We start from the raw sequence: 22956 nt of genomic DNA on the forward strand, positions 1-22956 counted from the left end.
AAGCGGCTCTGTGCCCTTTGTATCTTAATTATAAAAAAGTCTTTGTGAGCCTCCGTGCTCTTCGTGCCTTTGTGGTGAAAAATAGTGCCTCCGTACACTCTGAGACTTAAAAGGCATATTCAACAAAGCAGTAAGAAATTAAAAAGCTATTGAAGACGGCTATGAAAGTTATAATGCGACACAGAAAGCCTCATAAATGATTACTATCTAATACGAAACAGGTCATCGCTATGGAAATCACTCAAATGCTGGCGATCGCGGTCATCGCAGTCGAGCTTATCCTGATCCTCATCTCGCTTTACCTGTATAACGCCTATAAGCTCCGTATTTTCTATTTCCTGACATGGGGCTTCGTGGCGCTGCTGCTCTCGTGCGTCATCCAGGCTTTTACCATGGGCTCCGGCGTCTACTCGGGCGTTTTAAACATAGCGGCAGCATTGTTTTTCATCACAAGCGCGCTGACGGCGGTATAGGCCATGCTCCTGCCATCGGATAAGCCGATCTTCGAAAACGTGAACTCTAGCGAGTACTTTACGCGGGCCGGGCAGCTCAAGGACGGTAAGGTCGACGGCATAATCCACTTCATCTTCCCGGGCTACGAGGAGGCCCTCATTTATTCGGAAGGCCGTCCCGTCACCGGTATCCACGAGGCAAAGCGGTGGATGACGGTAGGCGACGAGCTCGTCGAGGCCGTCGAGAACAAGGCTATCGCCGCCCCGGGGCGTATGGCCGCATACAAACTCGACCCCGCAATGCTCCAGGTCTTCATGCACAAGACCATGAAGAGCATGGTCGAGACGACGCTCGGGAAATACCTGTCCCCGATCCTGCTCATTGGCTATCTTGGAACTGAGAAGAGCACCTCCGTGGTCAAATTTTACGATGATAAGGCTATTGCCTGCGTATTCATCAACAACGGGAAGCGCGTGGGCGCAGCCTATGCTTCGCCAGAAGTCCGCTCGTATGGCGAAAGTGCCATCAAGGACATGGCCCGGTTCAAGGAGAATACGTCGGTAGCGATCTACTTTATGGAAAGCGCCGTAAAGGCCAGGCCCGAAATGCCGGCCGCAGAGCCTGCAAGGCCAGCCGCTCCGGCGCCCGTGGAGGCCCCCCGGCCGATAGAAGCGCCGACCATCGAGCCGACAAAGCCATCGCCGCCGGCCCGCACGGCGATCCCCGTAGAATCGGCCTTAAGCTCGATCCAGCCCCGATTGGCCCGGCCACTGCCTGTCCCGCCCGTGCCGAAGCCATTGGGCATCAGGCTATCCGTCGCCATGAGCGAGGATGACATACTCGGCCTCAGGCACCGCTCCCACCAGCAAGTGCTGGAGACGCTCGAGGAAGGCGATGTTGCATGGGTGGACACGCGAACGCTTGCCTCTTTGCGCTCGCCGGGCGAGAAGGTCCAAATTGTACTTCCCGATGGGCGGGAATATCCTGTGACCCTGAAAGAGGCAGATATCGAGCCCGTAGGGAGCCATTTCATCATCCTGCCCAGGAAACTCCGGGGCCGGCTATCCATCGAGCGTGGCATGATGGTGGAAGTCAAGGAATAGCACTTTTTAACAGGCGCATGGGGAAAAATTAAAAGCATATGGTCGCCATTACACTTTGGTGAGCATTATGGCTAACATTTATAAGGATATTAGCATTAACGAGCGCGCCTTCGAGATCGTCGGCGACATGATCGACTATCCCGAGGACTATAAGGTGGAGCCTCACACGTTGGGGAACGATTCCATCGTCATCGACTGCGGCGTCAACACGAGGGGCGGCTATGAGGCCGGCCTTGCTTTCACCAACGTCTGTATGGGCGGCCTGGCGGCGCCCACGATTACGCATAAGAAGCTCAAGCACGAGCTCTTTTACCCGTTCATCGAAGTCTACACCGACTACCCGACGCTGGCGTGCCTCGCGGCGCAGAAGGCCGGCTGGAGGATCAACCAGGAAGGCTTTTTCGCGATGGGCAGCGGCCCAGCCCGGGCCCTGGCACTTAAGCCGAAGCATACCTATGAGGTCATCGAGTACGAGGACGACAGCGACTTTGCAGTAATAGCTCTGGAGGCCAGCACGCTTCCGAATGAGAAGGTCATGGACTATGTCGCGAGCGAATGCGGCGTCGAAACGGCCAACACGGTCGCCATCGTGGCGCCCACCAACAGCCCAGTCGGCTCCGTCCAGATCGCCGGCCGCGTCGTCGAGATGGCGATCTATAAATTAAACGAGATGGGCTTCGATACACGGCACATCGTTAGCGCCTACGGCAGCGCCCCGATCCCGCCGGTCAAGAAGGACTCGGCGGTCGCCATGGGCACCACGAATGACGCCTCGATCTATCACGGCAGCGTCACGCTGAACGTCGATGGCGGCAACATCAAGGACTTCGCCGCAAAACTGCCCTCATCGACTGCGAGCAGTTATGGCAGGCCGTTCTATACAGTTTTCAAGGAGGCCAAGTTCGACTTCTACAAGATCGACCCGTCGATCTTTGCCCCGGCCGAGGTAGTCATTAACGACATATCCACGGGCGATACGTACGTCGCCGGCAAGGTCAACGCCGACGTTCTCATGGAGTCGTTCGGCTTTAACAGCCTATAAGATTAATGCCCCTTTTGGGGCTTTCCTTCTTTTTGTATTATTCAGGTAGAAAGATATTATGGCCCTTGCGCTCGTTTCGCATGAGCCCGCCGGCCATTCCGATATGTATCCGGCCCCTGGGATTTACCCTCGCGATGGCCCGCTCTCCCCTCTTGTTAACGACGATGCCCACAATATGGACGGATACATATGGGGCCACCGGCTCCTCTACCTCCTCATAGCAGACCAGCGTCCACTTCATAATGTCACTCATGAAAGAATTACAATGATGATATTTAAAATTCAAATATATAAAAATACGTTTATTTAATTATGGATTGTGGGATATAAGGTACGATTGGAGTGAGACATGAGATCAGGATAACGTTAACGTACCCAAAAAGTATTAAAGCGCGTAAATTGCATGGATATTCAACATTCACCCAAAGATGATGCTATTATGATCTTACCCGATGTGCAGGCCTCTAAATCGGAAGTGGCCATCAACCTCTCCCGCGTAGGCGTCACGAACGTGAAGAAGCTAGTCAAGGTCGCCCGGCAGAACAAGCGCCCGGTCATCCTCATATCCACTTTTAACATGTACGTGGACCTCCCCTCGGACCGGAGAGGTGCCAACCTGTCCCGGAACTTCGAGGTTATCGACGAAGTGCTTGAGGAAAGCGTCAAGTCGGCCGTCTTCGACATCGAGGACCTGTGCGCCGAAGTCGCCAGGCGTCTCCTGAACCGGCACGAGTACGCGACCCGCTCCGAAGTCCACATGGACAGCGAGCTCATCGTAAAGCGAAAAACCCCGAGGACCCAGGTCATGTCCCAGAAGGTCGCCAAAGTCTTCGCTCGGGCCGTCGCCGAGCGGAACGATAAGATCAAAGTGAAAAAGGTCATCGGCGCCGAAGTGGTCGGCATCACCGCCTGCCCCTGTGCACAGGAGCTCATGAAGACCCGGGCGGAGGCCGAGATGCATAACCTCGGCATCGAGGAGGCGAAGATCGAGATGTTCCTGGAGCGCGTTCCCATGGCCACGCACAACCAGCGCGGCCGCGGGACGATAACCATCGAATTCATGGGCGAATACAAGGCTCCCCTGGACACCATAATCGAGATCATCGAGAAGTCCATGAGCACGACCAGCTTCGAGCTCCTCAAGCGGCCCGACGAGATGGAGGTCGTCAGCAACGCCCATGCCAACCCGAAGTTCGTCGAGGACTGCGTGCGTGACATGGCCAAGTACGTGCTGGCCTCGTTCCCAGAGCTGCCGGATGATACCGTCATTACCTTAAAGCAGGTCAACGAGGAGAGTATCCACCAGCATAACGCCTTCGCCGAGCTCAAGACAACCATGGCCCAACTCCGCGAAGAGATCAAGGCGTATTAATCTTTATCTTATATTCTCTTTTTAGTTACAATATGGCTCTTCATCGTTGATGAGAAAAGGTTTATCTCTTTTACTTCAGTACTCACTATATACTGGAGGTACCAGTTATTACTCACAAATCGTCTATTAAGCTCCTATTCATTCTGATCGCGGGCCTCATTGCCACGGCAGGCCTGGTGCAGGCCCAGACGTCGCCCATAGCGCCAAACGGCATTGCGTACCTGGGCAATGAGACTGCACTCGCTTCGGGCGCGTCCCAGAACATAACCGTCCAGATCCTGTATAACGGCGGGCCGCTCAAGTCCGAGGGTGTCCGCGTGTATTTCCAGGCCAACGATACCTCCATCATACCTGTGGAACTGGGAACCTTTGTCCTTACGGATGCTAACGGCGTGGCAACCTATACGGCCATCGCCAATCATACGGGTAACGTAAAGCTCACGGCCACCGCTATGAGCGTTAGTAGCGGGGTCTCGGCCAATAAAATATTCCAGGTGACCGCAGGCCCGGCCGCAACACCGACACCTATCGCTACGGCGACTCCAACGCCCTCGGCCACTGTGACAGCCACTCCGACCACGGCACCTGCGGCGACTCCTACGACGGCGCCGACCACGACACCGGCCGCCGAGCCGGCAAATAGCGGCGCGCAGGCCACTGGCATCATTGTTACGGGCATTGTGCTGGCAATCGTAATACTTATCGCCGTCGCTCTCGCACAGATGCTGAGAAAGAAATAGGGGCATATTTCGCTCCTCCTCTCTATAGTTAATTTTATCTATCTGCGGGCTATTATCCAATTAACCCGAGGTCTCCTCATGGTCAATTCAATATATGTAGGCCTTTTATCCGAAGTCCGGGAGAAAAGGCCGCTAATTCATCACATCACGAATTATGTCACTGTCAATGACTGTGCTAATGCCACCATATGCATCGGCGCAGCGCCGGTCATGGCCCACGCCAGCGACGAGGTCGCCGAGATGGTATCGCTGGCCGGCGCCCTGGTCCTGAACATAGGCACGCTCGATGACCGGCAGATCGACACGATGCTTCGGGCCGGCACTAAGGCCAACAGCCTGGGTATTCCAGTCATCCTGGACCCGGTGGGCGCCGGCGCGACGCGGCTCCGGACCACCAGCGCAGAGCGCCTCATACAGGACCTGGACATCGCCGTAATAAAGGGTAACGTCGCAGAGATCGCCACGCTGGCCGGCGCCCGGGGCGATATTAAGGGCGTAGACTCTATAGGCATGACTGGCGAGCCCCTCGCTATGGCAAAAGCGTTCGCCTATGAATCGGGCCGCATCGTGGCCGTAAGCGGCCCGACAGACATCGTCACGGATGGAAAAAAGGCGCTGCTCGTGGATAACGGCCACCCGCTCATGGGCCAGGTCTCGGGCACCGGCTGCATGGCCGCATCGCTCACCGGCGCGTTCACGGCCGTCACGAAGGACTATTTATCGGCTACTGCGGCGGCCTTCGCAGCGTTCGGGCTGGCCGGAGAAAAGGCGGCTCCCCTGTCACGGGGCCCGGCATCGTTTAAGGTGGCGCTGCTGGACGAGATCTATCGATTGACGCCGGAAGAGATGGAAAAAGGCGCCAGGATAAGGGACGCCTGAAGGAATACATGACCTCCGCATATGACCTTTATGTGATAACGGATGAAAGCCTGTCGCACGGACTGACGCATACGGAGATCGCCAGGAGGGCCATCGCCGGGGGCGCGGACGTTATCCAGCTCCGGGATAAGCACATGGGCGGCGAGGAACTGGCAAACTATGCGCTCGACATCAGGGCTCTAACGAAGAAGGCGGGCGTGCTGTTCATCGTCAACGACCGCCTGGACCTTGCCATCGCGTCCCACGCGGACGGCGTCCACCTGGGCCAGGATGATATACCGGCAAAGATGGCCAGGCCGCTGGCTCCGTCCGGCTTTATCATAGGCGTCTCCGCGGGGACTCTCGAAGAGGCACAGCAGGCCGAGCGAGATGGTGCGGATTATATCGGGCTTGGGCCCATCTGCCATACGGACTCTAAGAAAGATGCCGGGTCAATGTGCGGTTTTGAATTGATCGCCCGGGTGAAGAAAAGCGTGAATATTCCCGTCATAGCTATCGGCGGCCTCGGCCCGGGTAACGTGAAAGAAGCCATCGCCGCGGGCGCGGACGGCATAGCCGTCATATCGGCCGTGGTCAGCCAGCCGGACATAGCGGAGTCGGCCCGGCGCCTTAAAGCGCTCATCCAGGAGGCGAAGTGCCAAAAAGTCTATGAAGGCTAACGACCTTATGAGGGCCTGATGAAATTTTTAGATATCATGCTCTGGGTCTCGCTGCTCATCATCGTGGCGGGCGCCGTGCTCCCAAAAAAGTACGCCTATAAGGTGGCCGCCGTCGGCTGGGTCCTCTTCGGCCTGCGCTGGGGCCTTTCGACGCCGGAGTTCTACCTGGTAGAGCATAATATCATGTACACCGTCGCATGCGTCCTGGCCATACCGGTGACCTGGTACCTCGCGTACGTCATGGTAAAGGACGAGCGCGAGTCGCTCATGGTGGTGACCAGGGCGGCCGCCATCAGCATTATCTTTTATTTCCCGTTTGCCTATATCAGCTGGCTCGGTGACTGGCTCATCGGCGTGACCACGTCGATCACCCTCGCAGCCGTGAACGCCCTCGGTTACCCTGCTACGGCTTCAGGCAATATCATCACGCTTAACGGCCACAAGGTCGAGATCATCCTCGCCTGCACTGCCATCCAGAGCATGGCGCTCTTCGTGGGCATCGTCGGCTGCATAAAAGCGCCTCTGGACCGGCTGTTCAAGGCGTTCATGGTGTCCGTACCGGTCATATATATATTGAACATCGTGCGGAACACCTTCGTCGTATCCGCTTATGGCAACCAGTGGTTCCAGATCGCCCCGGACATGATCGTGCAGTGGACGGGCGAGCTGCCCAGCTACGCCAGCTTCTTCTGGGCGCACAACGTCCTGGCCGAGACGGGCTCGCTCATCGCGCTCGTGATCATATCCTATGTGGTCATTTCGATACTTCCGGAGACACTGACGTATATACGTGATATTTTCAGCCTCATCGAGCTCCATAATATCAAAAAGAACCTGCGCGGTGAAAAAGTGGCCGAGGTCGTGCCTCTCCAGCGTAAAGGCTGAAGCCGCTAATATATTTTTATCCGGTCGCCGACGCTTATGCCATGGGCTTTACAGTAGCCGCCGTTGACCTCGACGACGTATTTGCACGGCGCCCGGGATGTGAACACCATTTCGCTTTCAGGCGTTGCGTTATAGTTGATATCGACGATATTATAGCCGCCATTAACGAAGATCATATCGAGCGGCAGGGGCGTATTCTTCATCCAGAAGGACTCCCTGCTCTCGACATCGAAGATGAATAGCATGCCCTGGTCATCGTCCAGCGACGTAGCGTACATCAACCCTTTCTCGCGCGCCTGCTGCGTGTCGGCGATGTCTACGTAGACCGTCGATACCGTGCCGTTCACGTTGATTAGGTCTATCTTTGTGCCTTCTTCGTTGCTTTCCGCGTGCATGCTCAGGTAATATGCCGCTCCCAGCACGGCTACGGCCACGATGATGATGGCCACGATCCATCCGGCCTTCAAGATATATCCCTCTGCAACATTTGTGAAGCCCACGACAGGTATGTCTGCTTAAGCTGTATATCGTCGAGCACGGGCTTTATGCCTTTCCACCGCTCTTCCAGGAATTCCCGCTCCCGGGGGACGTTCTTAGCGCAGCGCATGCCCTGGCACGCTCCGAAGCCGATGCGGTTGAACTTCCACAGGTCTTCCGGATTTAGGAAATCCATCGCGATGATGCGGCCCGCCGCCCGCTCGCAGTTACACAGCAGGCTGCCGTCCGGCTCATCTCTTAATATATTCGGCAGGGGCGTTTTGGTGCGGCATTCTCCCCTCTCTCCGAGGAGCCGCATAACCTTATTAGCCGCCGTTTCGGCTATGAGCCGGTATGTCGTCAGCTTTCCCCCGGCGACAGTGACTATACCATTATTCTCATCAATATGGTGATCCCTCGAAAGGGCCCGGCCTTCTATGCTGCCGTCGAGGGCGTTCCCGAGGAGCGGGCGCACGCCGGAGAACGCCCGAATGATCCTGATTTCTTCATTATCCGGCAGCATGGCTTTTGCCTCGCGCAGGAGTGCCCGATATTCGTCTCGCGCTGGTATTGTACTCGTTGAGCGGGAAGAGGTCGTGCCGATGAGAGACGTCGTGTGGCCCGGCACTATGATATCGCCGTCCGAGGGCGGCCTCATGCGGTTCAGGACGACGTCGCAGAGCCTCCGCTCCGTCACGAGTATAGTTCCTTTATCCGGCTGTATGCTCAGGCGCATGTCCTTATTTATGGCCCCGCATGCGTGGCCAGCTGCGTTAATGACAATGTCGGCTTTAAGTGTCCGGCCGTCGTCCAGGAGTACGCCGCCTTCCACGATGGACCGCACGCCGGTTCTCGTGTGGACTATAGCGCCGTTAATGCGGGCGTCGTAGAGATTTGCTATCGTCAATAAAAACGGGTCTATCGCCGCATCGTTGGTCCTCATACACCGGACGGCTTTCCTGTTTGGCGACTCCGCGGCGGATAATTCCTCCATGGGTATCGATGCCTTTTTACAGGCATCCAGAAGCTTATCGCCATAGGCGGCTTCCCCCTCGCTCACGGCCACGAACAGCCCGCCCGTATCCTCGATATATCCGGGCGCGATCGCTTTAAGCGCCAGGTTCTCACGGGCGCATTCGGCGGCTGCCGCGGGGTCTGTTACGGCATAGCGGGCTCCCGAATGTAATAATCCATGGCACCGGCCCGAAGCTCCGGACGCCGGGGCCTCACGCTCCAGTAGCGTTACCGGAATCCCCCGGAGCGTCAGGTCCCGGGCGATGCCGGCCCCGACGATGCCTGCGCCGATTACCACGACACCGCTCATCAATACACTAAGAACGGATATGGCTGATAAAGATTGTGCGAGCTGCTATGTTGAATAAGTCTTGTATGTCGTGTACTTCTCCGGCTTAAAATGCAGGAGTAATTCAACACAGCATAAGAAATTAATTATGACTAAGCTCATTCATTTATTAATAAATCTTTTAATGTATCTTCGCGGTCTTAGCGCTCGAAACGTCTTCGAGGCCTTAGCAGGCTTCGCGGGCTTAAAATGGGTCATCCGGATAGACAATACCTATTATTCAACATAGTGGTGCAGGCTAAAAAAAGGCGAAGGGGCGCGATCCGCCCCGTAAAAGTAATTTACTTGGCGGGGAACTTGAAAGCTTCCTTAGGGTTCCTCGACAGCTCGTTGTACTGGAGGTGCTTGATGCCGATCTTCTCGACGCTGGCCTTCCAGATCTTATCGGGCAGCCACGCGGGCGAGTTCGCCGGCTTGGGGACCTGCTTACGTTCACCCTTGAAGAAGTGGAGCTTCTTGGTGCCCTTCTCACGGAGGATTATCTTCGTGATATTCTTGTTAGCTACCTTAAGCGCGGCATCCCTGGGCTGTGCGCCCGTGAATGTGCCGATCTCCTCCCCGTTTTCATTCAATAAGCCGAAGTTCTTTTTTTCTCTTGCTACCATTGAATCACCTTTCCATACCGTTCTTTTAACGGCATTCGCTATATTTAATTTGAAATCTTCCTATTTATAGCTTGTGAAATTAACCCCTATCGTCATATTGAGCCTTTTTAGACCCATTATTATTGGAATTAACAGATTCGGGGAAATATTTAGGCACTTTTGCTTTAAATAAAAAAAGATTTACCGGCCCTGCGAACAGAATTAGCGCATTGAATGGAGGACCGTTGCCGCCGCCTTGCCATTCTCTGTGAGCGCGTACTTATCCTTCTGCTTCTTGATGACGCCTTTTTCGGCCATGTCCTTTAGCGCCTTTTCGAGAAAGAGCTTCGGCGCCCTCGTCAGCTTCCCGAGCGTCTCTTCGGTCTCCGCCCCGTTCTTGTCGAGCACGTCGACGATCTGTTTCCGCTTCACGTTGCCGCTAATAAAGCCGACTAACTCTTCTACGGTAGCTTCCGCCATTATATCACTACAATATAATATGTCTATACGATAAAATAGTATTTCCCTGTTACTACCTTAACATACTAAAAAATTAAATTTGGAAGATATTCAATGATAATTGGTGCCGCCTGGTGTAACCTTGGAGCGGCTTGGTGATTATATAATATTTTGGTGACCCTTATGTATTCCTGGTGCCGCTTGAGAGCAGCTATTATTTCAACCATGCCAGGATTACACCAGGCGGCACCAATTCAATTAATATCACCAAGTGGCACGGAGTTTACACCAGGCGGCACCAACTTATCTATAATAATTTAAAAATGCACTTTAGAGTACTTATTAATTATTTTCATAAGCTATATCACTATACATTCTCTATACGACCACCTTTTCATATTTTCGAAGGATAAAGTTTATTTCATAGACGGGGCATTTCTTATCGGCGAGCTAGCCCGGGTGGTTCGGCGTCACCTGCTACCTTCAATCGTCGGCATGTTGGGGGCGAAGCTTGAGGAAGGCGTTCCTGTTGTATGAAGGCCTTACTTCTCGACAGTGAAGGCCCGTCCCGCTTGGTTGGCGGTGGCGCTATGTCATGCTGGAGAGCATGATCTACGCCTTAATTGCGGGGACCGGCACAGGCCCGGAAGGGAGCATGCTTACCGTAAACAACTAACGCTTGTGGGGTTGCGGGCCGGAGGGAAGGAGTAAGATAACCTTCATATTGCTCGGCGTCGACTGATGGCGCGCTCGCTACTATTAATCATTGTCGAGAATGCCTTTTTCCAGTATCGTTCACTCGAAATGGGCGCATCGGCTGCATTTTTATATTAAAATTATTAATTATAATTTTAATATTAATAATATGTTATTAATTGATTTATGTATCCAGTAGTTCTATTTTTTGGTGTTTTACATGTCAGATATTAAAAAATTAGTCCTGGTGATGATCATACTCGCTACCCTGGCGGGCATGACAATTCCCATGATCAACGCACAGTCGACGGGTAAAACGATGCTGGAGAACATGGCCTCCCGTCCAGAATTTTCCAGTGTGGTCAACCTGGCGAAGGCTGCCGGACTCGATGGCGTATTGAACGGTGCGGCGCCGTATACGCTGTTCGCGCCGACGAATAATGCCATAGCGAGCCTGCCCTCCGACCGGGTCAAAGCGCTGATGGACGATAAGCCTCTTCTGGCCAACCTGGTCAAATATCATGTCGTGCCCGGGAAAATATCCTATGCGGACCTTTCCAGGATGACCTCGATCAAGACCGTCGATGGCAGGACCTTACCGGTGACCGTGAAAAACGGAGTAGTATCGGTTGCCGGAGCGAAGATCTCGCCAGGTTCTGGTATAGATAGCACGAACGGGATGATATACCCGGTCGACAGTGTCCTGTTGCCTCCCGGGTTCGCTCTTCCGCAGGCTCAGGTAAGCCGGTCGTCGGGTCTTCCCGGCTGGCTCCCGTGGCTACTCGGCGCCATCGTTCTGGGCGGGATTGCACTATACTTCCTGACAAGGGGCAGCAAGCCGAAGACCTATGAAAAGGCGTATGAAGCGGCACGAGCCCGGCCCGAAGAGCATCTTAAGGCAGAGGAGACGATGCGACAGGTCCGCGAGTCGCTCGCGAGCGTCCGCGAGCCAAATGTTCAGGATATCGCGAAGAACGTCGATCTGCCTTTGTCAGGCGATGCCTTAAAAGGATTGAACGAGCTTATAAGCAAGGGCACATTCGCCAATAAGCAGGATTTCCTTGGCTTCCTGGGAAAACAATATATACAAAATAACATTGGCGCGGCAATGGCCGGTGGTAGCGAGCCCGGTATATCCACGATCATGGATATTATTAACACGACGGGAATCGCTAAGGGTTTCACGGAGGGCGACATAAAAAAATATCTGGTGCCGCTCCTGATCACCGGGTTCATGGCGATCTACCGGTACCTGAACAAGCAGCCTGCCGTTAAACCGGTTTGACTACTAATTATTTTTTTTCATTTGATACGATTGCCGATCCAGGCTTTCTGCACGATCTATCTACTAATGAGTAAACGGCCGGCAGTCAAGCCAGCTTGAATTTATTGATTTATTCGCAGTCGCCGGGCTCCAGCTGTATGACGTAACCGTCCGGGTCCTCGATGTAGACGAACCGGCCGGTTCCCCTTGAAGGATTATGGTGGACCGGGATGTTGTTCATCCTGATATATTCGAGGGCTTTATCGAAGTTCTTATCGTCTATGCGGAAGCCGAAATGCATATGCGTCAGCCCGCAGTCTCCCGGACTCACCGGCCCGTCGGCCTTGAAAAGGAATAGGCTGTCGCGGGCGCCGGCCGTCTGTACATGGGCGTATTTCTCAGTGCGGCCGATTATGTTCATGTCGAACATGCCGGTGTAAAATTTCAGGGACCTGTCCACGTCAGACACATCGATGGCGATATGGCATAGCCCGCCGGTCTTTATTTTTTCTCGTGTCGTAGTCGCATGCATGGTATATACCAGATACATGGTAGCTGCGGCGGGAAAATAGCCGTTCGCGATAAACAAGGCGGGACCTTAATTCTTCAATATATCGAGGAGACTTTCCAAACTATGGATCTCGTAGTCGGGCTTCGCCTTGATCTGCCGGCCGAACCGGTTGATATAGATGCTCCTCACACCGGCATTCTGTGCGGCCATGATGTCGGAGAGGGTATCGCCCACGTAGGCTGCCTCATCGGGCTTGAGCTTCATGTCGACCAGGCAGTAGATAATGGGCAGCGGCGATGGCTTGTATCCCGTATCCTCGGTGCAGGCGATGATTGGGTTGAAGTATGGGCGCATGCCCACCTTTTTCAGGAGCTTATCCGTGTGGTCGTAAGAAGTATGCGTCACGATGCCCTTCGGCATGTTAAGCCCCTTGAGGATGGACGCATCCTCATGGAGGTATGTGCTCCGCAGCTTCTCGTCGATGTTCTCGTACTTATTAAATACAGTCCAGAACTTATCCGGGTCGCAGCCCCACCGCTTGATCACGTTATCCCGTGACTCCGAGTCGATGGCATACCAGAGCTCTTTGGCGTGGCGTAGCGTAAAATCGTAGCCCAGGTCGTGGCCGACGCGATGGAGCATGAGCTCGATGTAATCGTCGTCGTTGTCGATGATCGTGCCGTCCAGGTCGAAAATGAGTCCCTTAATGCGTTCCATAGCCCTTAATGATAGAATAAGCACGACCTGCTTCAAAATACTTTGCGGTTCGTGCAATATCGTAAAGCTTTTACCGGTTCATGGTGATGATAAGGGCATATGAGCGGTTACAGGAAGGGAACGCGAAAGCCGAAGGAGATGAGCATAAAAGAATTCAACGTCGGTGGGTATAAGGTGCCTCCGGCGCTGCTGATCCTATCCCTCCTGGCGGTGCTATATACGCTATTCCTGTTCGGGAGCCAGCTGGAAAAAAGCCAGGACGCCATCATCCTTTCTGCATTCTCCGTGATATCGTTCGCGGTTTTTGCCTACCTGTCCCGCCCGGGGAGCGTGGCCGGCCTCCGGCCTTTTAAAAGCCTTATAGACGCATACCTGGCGCTTTCGTTGCTCACTTTTATCATTGACGCAGCGTCCTTTTTCCGCGTTCTTCCCATCGTGGGCGGCCTCATGAGGCCGGTAATGATGAGCTTTATCTTTGCCGTTTTAAGCGTGCTGCTCATCTGGCTGCTGCTATACTTTGAAGGGGGCGAGCCCGAGGACGACTTTATCAGGGACAGCGGCCGGTCGGGCCTGCTCTACGGCGCTGTCGCCTTTATACTTTGTATCGTACTGGGCCTGGCCGTTCTGTATTTCGCCTTCGGCGGCTCCTCTATGCGCCTCAGCGACCTCGGATATATAGCGTGGATGGCCGTCATATTCGGCCTTCTCAGCGGCGTCGGCGAGGAGCTGTGGTTCAGGGGCCTGCTGCTCTCGCGGATGGTGCCTCTCGCGGGCGAGAATCGTGCCAATATCATACAGGCTCTCGCCTTTGGCGTCTTCGAGGCTTTCGTGGTCTATGCCGTCGGCCAGCAGCTTATCTATCTGCCCGCCGTCTTCGTCATCGGCTCTATACTGGGCTATTACTGGGGCCGGTTAACTATGACAGAAAAAAGTATCGTCCCGGCGGCGCTTTACCATGCCGGCTTCTACGTGCTCATCATAATGCCGATGTTTGCGGGGATACTCTAGGCGAGGTAGTTCCGTGTTTGTTGTGTGATCGTTTGTCCTTTGTTCGTGTGGTTCGCTGATTTGTCCGGTTTTTCAACACGAAAACACGAATTCTTTTCTAGTCCCACGTAAGGGGCACGAACCACACTAAAGTGGATGCTTTCACGTCAAAACACCAAACAACCTCCCAAAGGCACGGACCTCGCTAAATTAACTTGAAACACTAGAGAAAGCATTAATTTCATGCCGTCCTCGTGTTTCAATCTTTTTGTGGTTTGGTGTTCATTCGGGAGGTTGTTTCGTGTTTTAAGCGCCAGGCATGAGCCTTAATGATTATCGAGACTTACGTGGGATATAAAAGAATTAGTGTTTTCGTGTTGAAAAACCGACGGGCAGTACGAAAATGGAAAAAGCGGCAAAGGACTACTAAACAAACACGGAACCACTGAAGGCACGGCGACACTAAGTTTCATAAAATTTTCTTTTTAGATAAAGGTGCAAAGGTCACAAAGCCCAATTCATTAACGATAAATCGCCTGTCATTACCTCATCCAGTGGAAAAAGAAATATTATTTCGTAGATAATCCGGGCAGCTATCGGGGCTCTTCATCTTCATCCATCCCATCCTTCACCTTCTCGTAGGGTATTTCGTACTCGGCATACCGGATGAAGTTGTAAAGGAATCCTATGAACGTGATAAATGAAACGATGGCAAGTAAAAAGAACACCGACCCGACGTAAACGTTCCACATTATCGTCGCACCGCCTAAGACGAGACCTACGATAGTGCCTGTCAGCGACAGCAATCCCACGAGCTTGGTGAATACGAATTCCATGCGTACATATGCAGGCATTTCGTCGTATTAAAGTTATTTAGTCGCCTGCGACAGCCATTGATCTGCATCTTTACCCTTGAAGAAAAAGCTGCCGCCTTTTTCGCTCTTGAAGTCGATGAGGATCTCGCCCGGCTCATGGCGAAGGGAGGCTTTCTCGTCTGGCTCGATATGATAATAGAAGATGACTTTTTTACCGTTCGCCGGCTCGACGGAGACGATAACGTACTCCCTTCCCTCAAAGACCGATCCGCGGGCGTGGATAGTGGCGCCGCTCTGCTGTCCCAGCGCCTTCTTGATCTCCCGGTAGTCCTTTTCGAAGAGCACCAGGGCCATGACACTGTCGATCATGCCCAGCGCCGAGGGCTCGAAAGCATATGTGCCATTTGAGATTTTTACGGCTTTCTTGAAATCGTTATAGAAGCCGCCGATATACATGTTCGTGGCGCCCTTATAATACGGGTCCGTGCGGCATTGTTCCTCCCGGCGAACGGACTGGCCTACGAGTGCGGTATACGTTAACGCCCGCAGGCCCGTGTCTTTCAGGTCCTCCAGGGCTTTTTCGTAATATGGCCTGGCCGTCTTCTCGTCGAAGCGGCCGTACTTCGCGATGTACTCGTCCGTGGCCATCACCAGGATGTCCATGTCGATGAGGCTCTCGTTGTCGCCCTTGACCATCGTGTCGTACGGATACTCGTTGATCCGGCACTCATCCTCGATGATGCCAAAGACCTTGCAGGCGGCCAGCGATGCCTCCATATAGTAAAAGGGATTTCGTGCGCAGACCACCGGCTTCACGTCCTGTATGGAGCACATATTATCCTTCAGGAACGGGCAGCCGCCGTCGGCCTTCAGGTAAAAGCGCTTTAGCCCATCGCTGTTGAACTTCGCCGATATGGTACAGTACTTCTTAAAAAATTCGCCGGGACGCATGCCGAGCCGTTCGGATATGCGGAAAATATCATAGAGCGTTAACAGTACGACTTTCTGCTTCCTGCAGCAGGTGCCGCACAAGCTGCATCGAAAATCATCATAGGTGAGGACGCCGGAGGCCATGATTTTTTATTATTGGCCATCCTTTATCAACTATTTCCTCCCTAATCGAAGTAGTCCTTATTCTCGATCTTCGTGGGCAAATAGTGGTTCGAAGTAAATTCAATGGACTTCGAGACCAGCGCGTCCTGCTCGATCTTGTACCCGAACTTCTTGAGGTCGGCCAGCTCGTTCTGCCACCGGTCCTTCTTGAACCACGGGTAGCCGGCTATCTCCTCCATGCGCTTGAAGTCCTCGTCGTTCAGCTTGACCCAGGAGCTCCTGGGGATGTCGAAGTCCATAACGTCCTTTACGGAAAGGCCGATGTATTTCGCCCTCGGGCACGCCGCCTTTTCCGAGAAGAACGCCAGGTTGATGGAGCCCGATTTGTAGACCGAGTAGATGTAGTATCCCCACGGGTCCATATCGGTGAACACGTAAATCGGTATCTTATACTCCGCGCCAAACCTGGCCAGCAGCCTTCTTTCCGCACGTGCGGGCTGGCCTTTGCCGGTGAGCAGCAGACAATTATTCTTCTTCCAGTACTTCTCCTGGTTCAATAAATTCCATACGGCATACTTTTCCACGACCAGGATGTAGTCGGCGCTCATCTCCTTGATGTGGAAGTAATCGTCCTCGACGATGGGCGGCACCGCGCCGCCCGCCGAGCCCATCTTCGTGAAGTCAAGTGTATCGCCGGTCTTATCCTCGACGACCATCGGCCCGGCGAGCACGCCGTTAGGCGTGGCGATGAGATTCAATTCCTCGCGGAGGCTGTCCGTCATGAGCTCCATATCCTCGATTATTGGGTCCGACTCCTCCTGGAGGTCGAAGGTATTCTCCCCGGCGCCCGGTATCTCGTGCTTCAGCGTATAGAACAATTGACGAATAGACAGGGCGGGCTTATCCTGCTCTAAAAGGATCTTGATCTGCTTGGCGATGAGCATGGTCTGGAGGAACTTCTTCGCCTGTCCGATGTTGAAGTAATACCGCTTCTGCTTTTCATCCCCCAGTTTTATCAGGCCAGACTTTTCATCGTAATACACGTTGCTCAGCGCCCTCATCGTAATGTCGACGGACGGGTTCTTGCCCGCCCTGACATCGTCCAGGACGCCCTCGCCGACCTTCGTCAGCCTTTCCACGATCTCCTTACTGCGGGCTGTCATTCACGGCTCCCTCCTTCACCGGCTCCCCGGTATCGATGAATTTTGTATATTTTTTAGCCAGCACATCCCTCAGCTCTGCCTCGATCTTTACATGATCCTTACCAGTGAGGTCCTCCAGCGCCAGCGCCAGCTCCTTCGTGTAGGACTCGAACATCTTTATTTTCTTGCGGGCGTCCAGGGCCTTCTTCTGTTCCGAGAGATACCGGCCCAGGTCCCTCGCCGCCTCCCGCACGGCCAGCTCGATCTCGTCCTCGATCTCGGGGATGTCGGCTATGGCGTCCTTCGATTCGGACGTGAAGGGCACGTTGGTCGACGCCACGTGCACCATTATCATGATGGGCCCCTGGGGCATCTTCGCTCCCTTGGGCTGTTCCAGATTATAATTCTTCCAGTTGATGCGCTCGATGGCGTGCGTTATCGCGCATGCGCCCTGCTGGTACATGAGCGGCACGCGGTTGGCAATGCGGTATATCTCCGCCCGGCCTTCCGTGTCGATGTCGCCGCCGTAGGCGATGGCCGCCTCGACCAGGAACGGGTTGCCATGAGACACGTTAACCGGGCGCGATACGGTGGAAATGAAGTCAACGCGGTGATTTTGCGTGAGGCCCTTCTTCAGGAGGTCGCCCGTGATGGGCGAAAGACAGTCCTTCGGCGGCGCCTGGATCTTTATTTTTTGGAAGGCCGCCATGAGCCTCTTCACGCCGTCGATGTCCGTAGCCAGCTTTGACGGCGCCATGCCGGGGTCGAGGTTCGCCTCCTTACAGATGGACTCCATTGTAGTGCCGCCGATCTTGGCGAATGACGCGGAAAGGAACTTGCTTAGCTTGGTCTCCCCGGTCGCCTGGAGCATCTTGATGAGCGTTCCCAGCTCGATACCGTGGGGGTGTGGCTTGATCTCGACAGGCTGCTTCGGGAGCACGTCGCAGGCCCGCTCGAAGATGACTCTCTCGTCGTACGGGTCGACGAACGTGATACGGGCATGCGGATTCACTATCGCCGTATTTTTTAAATATTCCAGGACCGATTGTCTGCCCCGAACATATGTGCCCTCCATGTTTAGCTCGATGCGGGTACCCCTGGAAGTGAAGAAATCATCGTAATTTTCGGAGAGCAGTTTCGGCTCGTTGGTTTCAGTGTCTATTTTAAGCTCGTACACGTAAGCCGGTAGCTTCGGGTCTATCCTGGAAGTAATGCGTGCCGGCTTGCCGCTGGTGAGCTGTGCATAAAGCACGGCCGCCGAAATACCGATACCCTGCTGGCCTCTGCTTTGCCGGATGGCGTGGAACCTGCTGCCGTACAAGAGCTTGCCGAACACCCGGGGGAGCACGTCCTTCTGGACCCCGGGACCGTTGTCCTCGATGACGACGTTCAGGATACGCTCATCCACCTTGCGGACTCGGATGTATATGTCTGGCAGGATCTGCGATTCTTCACAGGCGTCGAGGGCGTTGTCGACGGCCTCCTTGACGCACGTGATGAGGCAGCGGGGCAGCGAATCAAATCCGAGCATGTGCCGGTTCTTTTCGAAGAATTCGGCAACGCTGATCGCCTTTTGTTTTTTCGCCAGCTCGACGGCGATGGGCGCACTGGATTCCCCGGAAGTACTGGATTCCCTGGAAGTCATCGTGGTATAAGGTATCACATGCTTTTATTAAAACTTTGCATCACCCGCGCCCATGCCCGGAAATCCTTATCGTTACAGGTTCAATAATGAATCATGGGGGAGAATCTGGATGAAGACTGGCTTTGGATGGGTAAATGTTCAAGGCACGACCTACGAGCACGACGTGGTCATCCACACGGACGGAAGCGTCACAAAGCGGAAGAAAAAGGCGTCGAAAGCTTTGAAGGGCGAATACGGGCACACTCCCTTGTCCGAGCTCGAGCTGGGCTTTGTCACCGGAGAAGACCCGGAGGTTGTCTATATAGGTACCGGACAGTACGGCGACTTGCCGGTTACGCCCGAGGCGCAATCGTTTTTATCACGCTATTCGCCCGTCATGAAGCCGACCCCGTCGCTGTTAGACCGGATCGAGAAGGAGAATAGGCGCTTTATAGCCATACTCCACGTTACGTGCTAGGGCGAATAAATATATAGAATATATATAACAGCCAATATTCTATGGTGTAAATAATTATTTACACCATCAGGAGATAAAATAGAGTTTACCATATGACCGAGAAGAATGAGATCATCCAGGAGATCGGAGAAAAAGAAATACTGCTGCCCTCGCTGGTAAATGCCGCTTTACTCGCCAACGAGCGCGCCAAATACTACTTCACCCTGCTTCAGGCTGCGGCGGAGCACGCTGAACACCCGGCCGAAAGGCACCCCGACCTGCGTAGTGAGCGTGAACAGGCCGAGATCGATAACGACCGGCTGGACCGCGTCGTCGGCGAGACGGTGAAAGCCGGTTCCGTCTACCAGGTCCCCCTGGCCGAGGATATTCTCTCCGCCCTGAACAAGTGCATGAAGGACATGCTACAGCCATTCCTCCTGGATGGCAACGATGACGGCCCGCAGTTCTCCTCGCGCCTGAAGGCCCTCGCCCCGCAGGTCCGTCTCGAGGACGGGAGCATCTCCGCGGTCACGATCGACCGGATAGCGTCCGGGAACCGGGAAGGCGAGGACAGCCTGCACCTGCTCGTCATGGACATGCACAAGGCCCTGAACGAGCTCCAGGGGAAGATATCGCAGGAGCAGATCGATGGGGCGGTCGCCTACCTCCTAACGGAAAAGGATCGCGTGCTCGTGCGGGCGTTCATGGCGGGGGTCAACCGCACGGCTCCCTTGAAATTCGACCACCCGGGCCTCGGCACGACGGCCACACGGTCGGGGAAAAAACTTCTGATCCAGAACGACATTGGCGAAACGGAGGCCCACGTGATGGTCATTTCCATCACTGGAAAGACCGTGGCCATTACGTATACGGACATCCACATGCAGCGCCTGCAGTACTTCCAGAGCCTGTTCGAGACGTACGACGTGGGCTGGTCCGATACGCTCTCGAAGACGCCGGCGGGCGCGAAAAAGCTGGACATCTACCATCTGTCGATCGGCACCTTCAACGCGAAGGACCAGGAGCGCCTCAAGGAGTTCCTGACCTACCTGGGGTCCCGCATCGTCTTCCTTATTGATTGGAACCGGGCGCGAAAAAGGCTGAAAAATTTTCTCCCGAACCGCGATGCGGTCGCCGTGCTCAAGTGGGCGGCGGACCAGGAGGTCGGGCACGTCGGCTTCCTGCAGCTCGGCGGGGAAAAGCTGATCTACGAGGCGCTCGAGCTCTCGTCCCGGGTCACGCTCCGCTATGGCGAGCCGCTCTACCAGATCATGGGCCGGGAGAAGACGAGTGAATACCTCCGGTGGGTATTAAAGACGGCGACGCGGGGCCTGCTCAGCAATACGTCCAAGCTTCTGCTCCAGGATGAGATCCGCGCCGAGCTCCTCCGGTACTTCCGTTCGACGCACGAGGAAGTGATCGAGATCTGCGAGGAGCACGCTTCCTACACCATAGAGGTGGCCTCGGCGGTGCTGGACTCGCTGCAGCTCATCCGGGAAGGCGGCGGCCCGGAGGGGGTTGCGCTGAAGGCGAAAAGATCAAAAGTCTGGGAGCGCGACGCCGACGAGCTCGTAAACCGCGTGCGCAACCTTTCCCGTTCGATCCAGGAGTTTCCCTATTTTACTGATCTCATCAATACGGCGGATGACGCCATGGACTTCCTCGAGGAGGCGTCCTTCTATACCACGCTCATGTCCCATAACCCGAGCTCGGGGCCCATATACGACGAGCTCTGCGAGATGACCGGCATCGCGCTGAGCAGCGGCCGCGAGTTCCTGAAGGCCCTCATCGCGGCCCTGTACGTCCATAAGACCAACAACCGTGAGGACATGCAGGAATTCCTGAAGGCCGTGGACAACGTCGTGCACTTCGAGCGCGTGTGCGACGATTCGCTGCGGAAAACGGAAAAGACAATCTTCGAGCTCAGCGGCGACTTCAAGGAGCTGCGGCTTTACCTGGAGGTGGCGAGTAACATCGAGGAGGCCACGAACTCGTTCATGAAGGCTGCCTACATCATCCGGGACAACGTCCTCAAGGAGGTAAACCGGTAACATGGCTTTCCAGCCCACCTCCCGCATGGTCGTTTTCGGGGCCGGCACGACGGCCGAGGCCTTACCCCAGGAATTCGGGAACAAGGCCGCAGTCCTGGTCAAAATGGCATCGCTGGGCATACCCGTGCCTCCCGGGTTCGCGCTCGGGGTCACCATCTGCGACGACTACTACCGGAATAACGAAGTGCTGCCCGATTATGTGGATGAGATGCTAAAGCGGGGGATCTCGCACCTGGAAAAAGCGACGGGCCTGACTTTCGGGAGCGGCCGGCGTCCCCTGCTCGTCTCCGTCCGGTCTGGGGCCCCCATTTCCATGCCGGGTATCATGGACACGATGCTGAATATCGGCCTCAACCGCGAGATCATCCAGGGCCTTATTTACATGTCAGGTAACCCCCGGTTCGCCTGGGACACCTACCGCCGCTATCTGGAAAACTTCGGGACGATCGTTCTGGGCTACGAAGGGAGTAAGTTCCAGGCGATCCTGCACGAGATAATGGAGGACGTAGGCGTTACGGACGAGACGGCGCTGGACTTCAAGAGCCTGAAGCTGATCACCGGCCGCTATGAGGCAATGCTCCAGCGTAATGGGGGGCCGAAATTTCCCGAGAACGTCTACGACCAGCTCCGGGCGGCCTCGATCGCCGTGCTGCGCTCCTGGAATAGTCCCCGCGCCGCGAATTTTCGGCGCCTGAACCTCGTCGGGGCCGCCCGCGGGACTGCGGTGACCGTCCAGGCCATGGTCTTCGGGAACATGGGCCGGTTCTCGGGCGCCGGCGTCGCTTTTTCACGGAACCCGTGGACTGGCGGCAAGGAGCTCGTCGTGGACTATAAGCTCGGCGCCCAGGGCGAGGACGTCGTCTCGGGCAGCCAGGGGGCGTCCACGCAGAAGGAGATGGCCCATCTCATGCCCGAGGCGTACCGTGACCTCCAGGCCGTGGCAACGCGGCTCGAGCAGTACTTCAAGGATATGCAGGACATCGAGTTCACGGTCCAGGAGGCCCGGCTGTTCATCCTGCAGAGCCGCTCGGGAAAACGCAGCCCATACGCGGCGCTCCGGATCGCTGTGGAGATGGTGGACGAGGGCCTGATCACGCCGAAAGTGGCTCTGAGGCTGCTGGAGGGCGTGGATATCGACTCGATCATCATCCAGCGATTAAACGCGTCCGGTGAGCCCCTCGGCGCGGGCATCTCGGCATCGGTTGGCGTGGCCGCAGGCAGGATCGCGCTGACGTGCGAGCGGGCAGAGGAAGATTCGGCAAGATCGCCCGTCATCCTGGTGCGGGAGACTGCATCTCCCGACGACATCGCGGGCATCAAGGCCGCGGGCGGCTTGCTGACGGCCCGTGGCGCCAGGACGTCCCACGCGGCTGTCGTGGCCCGCCAGATGGGAAAGGTATGCGTCGTGAACTGTGCGGACCTTTCCATCGACCTGGCTCGCCACAGGATAAACATCGGGAAGGCCATGCTCCATGAGGGCGACGAGATCACGCTGGACGGGTCGTCCGGCCTGGTCTATGCAGGGCACTTGTCGACGACGACGGAAAAGCCCGTCGACCTGCTCGCCAAAGTGGCGAAATGGCGGAAGAAAAAAACATGAGTGCGTCCCGCTTTTTCCGGATT

At 55.1% G+C, this 22956-nt stretch carries 24 protein-coding genes and 1 other RNA gene; 14 read left to right on the forward strand and 11 right to left on the reverse strand.

From position 1 onward, the window contains the following. Positions 1 to 230 precede the first annotated feature (230 nt). The 3 genes from VMC84_RS05360 to mch all read left to right on the forward strand — a co-directional run bounded on the left by VMC84_RS05360 (position 231) and on the right by mch (position 2598). Positions 231 to 473, forward strand: coding sequence for a hypothetical protein (locus VMC84_RS05360; protein ID WP_325378860.1), 243 nt, complete (start codon positions 231 to 233; stop codon positions 471 to 473). Positions 474 to 476: 3 nt separating this feature from the next. Then, positions 477 to 1556 carry a hypothetical protein gene (locus VMC84_RS05365; RefSeq protein ID WP_325378864.1) on the forward strand — a complete coding sequence of 360 codons (1080 nt, stop codon included), beginning with the start codon at positions 477 to 479 and terminating at the stop codon, positions 1554 to 1556. A gap of 67 nt (positions 1557 to 1623) precedes the next feature. Beyond that, positions 1624 to 2598, forward strand: coding sequence for a methenyltetrahydromethanopterin cyclohydrolase (mch, locus tag VMC84_RS05370; RefSeq protein WP_325378866.1), 975 nt, complete (start codon positions 1624 to 1626; stop codon positions 2596 to 2598). Positions 2599 to 2635: 37 nt separating this feature from the next. On the opposite strand, the gene VMC84_RS05375 is transcribed toward mch, so the two are convergent. After that, positions 2636 to 2839, reverse strand: coding sequence for a hypothetical protein (locus VMC84_RS05375; protein WP_325378868.1), 204 nt, complete (start codon positions 2837 to 2839; stop codon positions 2636 to 2638). Positions 2840 to 3037: 198 nt separating this feature from the next. Here VMC84_RS05375 and mptA point away from each other — a divergent pair, with 198 nt between their 5' ends. From mptA to artA, 5 genes are all read left to right on the forward strand, one after another. Further along, entirely contained in the window at positions 3038 to 3970 is a 933-nt protein-coding gene (gene mptA, locus VMC84_RS05380; protein WP_325378870.1) for a GTP cyclohydrolase MptA, read from the forward strand. Between the two features lie 176 nt (positions 3971 to 4146). Next, on the forward strand, positions 4147 to 4710 hold the full coding sequence (locus VMC84_RS05385; RefSeq protein ID WP_325378872.1) for a hypothetical protein: 564 nt from the start codon (positions 4147 to 4149) through the stop codon (positions 4708 to 4710). Between the two features lie 78 nt (positions 4711 to 4788). Continuing rightward, entirely contained in the window at positions 4789 to 5589 is an 801-nt protein-coding gene (gene thiM / locus VMC84_RS05390; protein ID WP_325378874.1) for a hydroxyethylthiazole kinase, read from the forward strand. A gap of 8 nt (positions 5590 to 5597) precedes the next feature. Then, a complete protein-coding gene (gene thiE, locus VMC84_RS05395; RefSeq protein WP_325378876.1) occupies positions 5598 to 6248 on the forward strand; it encodes a thiamine phosphate synthase in 651 nt (216 codons plus the stop codon). Positions 6249 to 6266: 18 nt separating this feature from the next. Beyond that, entirely contained in the window at positions 6267 to 7133 is an 867-nt protein-coding gene (artA, locus tag VMC84_RS05400) for an archaeosortase A (RefSeq protein WP_325378878.1), read from the forward strand. A gap of 5 nt (positions 7134 to 7138) precedes the next feature. Here the strand turns inward: artA and VMC84_RS05405 are convergent, their stop codons facing one another. The 4 genes from VMC84_RS05405 to VMC84_RS05420 form a co-directional block, all read right to left on the reverse strand. Next, a complete protein-coding gene (locus VMC84_RS05405; RefSeq protein WP_325378880.1) occupies positions 7139 to 7600 on the reverse strand; it encodes a DUF192 domain-containing protein in 462 nt (153 codons plus the stop codon). Then, positions 7597 to 8934 carry an FAD-dependent oxidoreductase gene (locus tag VMC84_RS05410; RefSeq protein WP_325378882.1) on the reverse strand — a complete coding sequence of 446 codons (1338 nt, stop codon included), beginning with the start codon at positions 8932 to 8934 and terminating at the stop codon, positions 7597 to 7599. Before VMC84_RS05410 ends, VMC84_RS05405 begins: the two co-directional genes overlap by 4 nt. A gap of 320 nt (positions 8935 to 9254) precedes the next feature. Then, a complete protein-coding gene (locus tag VMC84_RS05415) occupies positions 9255 to 9578 on the reverse strand; it encodes a non-histone chromosomal MC1 family protein (protein ID WP_325378884.1) in 324 nt (107 codons plus the stop codon). Between the two features lie 201 nt (positions 9579 to 9779). Further along, complete coding sequence (locus tag VMC84_RS05420) at positions 9780 to 10037, reverse strand: hypothetical protein (RefSeq protein WP_325378886.1); 258 nt, start codon at positions 10035 to 10037, stop codon at positions 9780 to 9782. Positions 10038 to 10459: 422 nt separating this feature from the next. Here VMC84_RS05420 and ffs point away from each other — a divergent pair. Beyond that, positions 10460 to 10772: signal recognition particle sRNA (gene ffs / locus VMC84_RS05425), an RNA gene on the forward strand. Positions 10773 to 10932: 160 nt separating this feature from the next. Further along, the gene (locus VMC84_RS05430; RefSeq protein ID WP_325378888.1) at positions 10933 to 11997 is read left to right on the forward strand and encodes a fasciclin domain-containing protein; all 1065 of its coding nucleotides are present in this window, start codon (positions 10933 to 10935) and stop codon (positions 11995 to 11997) included. A gap of 109 nt (positions 11998 to 12106) precedes the next feature. Here the strand turns inward: VMC84_RS05430 and VMC84_RS05435 are convergent, their stop codons facing one another. Continuing rightward, positions 12107 to 12526: a VOC family protein gene (locus VMC84_RS05435; protein ID WP_325378890.1), complete on the reverse strand. Its 420-nt coding sequence runs from the start codon at positions 12524 to 12526 to the stop codon at positions 12107 to 12109. Positions 12527 to 12574: 48 nt separating this feature from the next. Next, on the reverse strand, positions 12575 to 13204 hold the full coding sequence (locus VMC84_RS05440; RefSeq protein ID WP_325378892.1) for an HAD family hydrolase: 630 nt from the start codon (positions 13202 to 13204) through the stop codon (positions 12575 to 12577). A gap of 99 nt (positions 13205 to 13303) precedes the next feature. Here VMC84_RS05440 and VMC84_RS05445 point away from each other — a divergent pair, with 99 nt between their 5' ends. Next, positions 13304 to 14212 carry a CPBP family intramembrane glutamic endopeptidase gene (locus tag VMC84_RS05445; protein WP_325378894.1) on the forward strand — a complete coding sequence of 303 codons (909 nt, stop codon included), beginning with the start codon at positions 13304 to 13306 and terminating at the stop codon, positions 14210 to 14212. A 572-nt stretch (positions 14213 to 14784) separates the two neighbouring features. Here the strand turns inward: VMC84_RS05445 and VMC84_RS05450 are convergent. From VMC84_RS05450 to VMC84_RS05465, 4 genes are read right to left on the reverse strand one after another with little or no spacing between them, the layout of a single operon-like run. Continuing rightward, on the reverse strand, positions 14785 to 15027 hold the full coding sequence (locus tag VMC84_RS05450; protein WP_325378896.1) for a hypothetical protein: 243 nt from the start codon (positions 15025 to 15027) through the stop codon (positions 14785 to 14787). Positions 15028 to 15060: 33 nt separating this feature from the next. Then, positions 15061 to 16080, reverse strand: a complete 1020-nt coding sequence (locus VMC84_RS05455; protein ID WP_325378898.1) for a YkgJ family cysteine cluster protein — start codon at positions 16078 to 16080, stop codon at positions 15061 to 15063. Positions 16081 to 16121: 41 nt separating this feature from the next. Continuing rightward, entirely contained in the window at positions 16122 to 17222 is a 1101-nt protein-coding gene (locus tag VMC84_RS05460; RefSeq protein WP_325378900.1) for a DNA topoisomerase IV subunit A, read from the reverse strand. Further along, positions 17206 to 18846: a DNA topoisomerase VI subunit B gene (locus VMC84_RS05465; RefSeq protein WP_325378902.1), complete on the reverse strand. Its 1641-nt coding sequence runs from the start codon at positions 18844 to 18846 to the stop codon at positions 17206 to 17208. The genes VMC84_RS05460 and VMC84_RS05465 overlap by 17 nt, the downstream gene beginning before the upstream one ends. Positions 18847 to 18955: 109 nt before the next feature. Between VMC84_RS05465 and VMC84_RS05470 the strand changes: the two genes are divergently transcribed. The 3 genes from VMC84_RS05470 to VMC84_RS05480 all read left to right on the forward strand — a co-directional run bounded on the left by VMC84_RS05470 (position 18956) and on the right by VMC84_RS05480 (position 22933). Then, the gene (locus tag VMC84_RS05470; protein ID WP_325378904.1) at positions 18956 to 19303 is read left to right on the forward strand and encodes a hypothetical protein; all 348 of its coding nucleotides are present in this window, start codon (positions 18956 to 18958) and stop codon (positions 19301 to 19303) included. 92 nt (positions 19304 to 19395) lie between these two features. Continuing rightward, the gene (locus tag VMC84_RS05475; RefSeq protein WP_325378906.1) at positions 19396 to 21333 is read left to right on the forward strand and encodes a hypothetical protein; all 1938 of its coding nucleotides are present in this window, start codon (positions 19396 to 19398) and stop codon (positions 21331 to 21333) included. 1 nt (position 21334) lies between these two features. Then, complete coding sequence (locus VMC84_RS05480) at positions 21335 to 22933, forward strand: PEP/pyruvate-binding domain-containing protein (protein WP_325378908.1); 1599 nt, start codon at positions 21335 to 21337, stop codon at positions 22931 to 22933. Positions 22934 to 22956 lie beyond the last annotated feature (23 nt).

The sequence above is a fragment of the Methanocella sp. genome (genome assembly GCF_035506375.1).
GTDB lineage: Archaea > Halobacteriota > Methanocellia > Methanocellales > Methanocellaceae > Methanocella.